Origin of the sequence: Trinickia terrae (genome assembly GCF_005144415.1) — a bacterium.
GTDB lineage: Bacteria > Pseudomonadota > Gammaproteobacteria > Burkholderiales > Burkholderiaceae > Trinickia_A > Trinickia_A terrae.
Genome location: NZ_SWJE01000042.1, coordinates 1 through 730 on the forward strand (window position 1 = coordinate 1; position 730 = coordinate 730).

Here is a 730-nt window from a genome sequence, read left to right on the forward strand (position 1 = left end):
CATCCCGAACAGGACCGTGAAACGACTCCACGCCGATGATAGTGCGGATTCCCGTGTGAAAGTAGGTAATCGTCAGGCTCCTCTCATAACTACAACCCCACCCCATAAAGGTGGGGTTGTGGCCGTTTACGTGGCAAGGCTATAAGTGAGGGCGAACGATAGCTTGGGGCTCATATAATGCTTGACATTGTGTTGATGTACCCCCATAATCGTCAGTTCTCTGCGGAGGGGTGCCCGAGTGGCTAAAGGGGGCAGACTGTAAATCTGTTGGCTTACGCCTACGTTGGTTCGAATCCAACCTCCTCCACCAGAATGCAGGCTGTAGTAGCGATGGGGAATCGGAAAGCCCTTGCGGGTGTAGCTCAATGGTAGAGCAGAAGCCTTCCAAGCTTATGACGAGGGTTCGATTCCCTTCACCCGCTCCAGTGTTCGCGAAGTTATGCCCATGTGGCTCAGTGGTAGAGCACTCCCTTGGTAAGGGAGAGGTCGGCAGTTCGATCCTGCCCATGGGCACCAGCAGGTAGTCAGTGATTGTTTGCGCGCGGCGCAACGTACGGAAAATCCTCTTAGGAGTCGAAAATGGCCAAGGGTAAGTTTGAGCGGACCAAGCCGCACGTGAACGTCGGCACGATCGGTCACGTTGACCACGGTAAGACGACGCTGACGGCGGCGATCGCGACGGTTCTGTCGGCGAAGTTCGGCGGCGAAGCGAAGAAGTACGACGAAATCG

At 55.5% G+C, this 730-nt stretch carries 1 protein-coding gene and 3 tRNA genes; all 4 read left to right on the forward strand.

Going from position 1 to position 730, the window contains the following annotated elements; translation table 11 throughout:
* Positions 1 to 224: 224 nt before the first annotated feature.
* A tRNA-Tyr gene (locus FAZ69_RS32965) sits at positions 225 to 310 on the forward strand.
* A 41-nt stretch (positions 311 to 351) separates the two neighbouring features.
* Positions 352 to 425 (forward strand) — tRNA-Gly (locus FAZ69_RS32970).
* 16 nt (positions 426 to 441) lie between these two features.
* A tRNA-Thr gene (locus tag FAZ69_RS32975) sits at positions 442 to 516 on the forward strand.
* Between the two features lie 63 nt (positions 517 to 579).
* A partial coding sequence (locus FAZ69_RS32980) for a GTP-binding protein (RefSeq protein WP_240702571.1) occupies positions 580 to 730 on the forward strand: 151 nt, incomplete at its 3' end.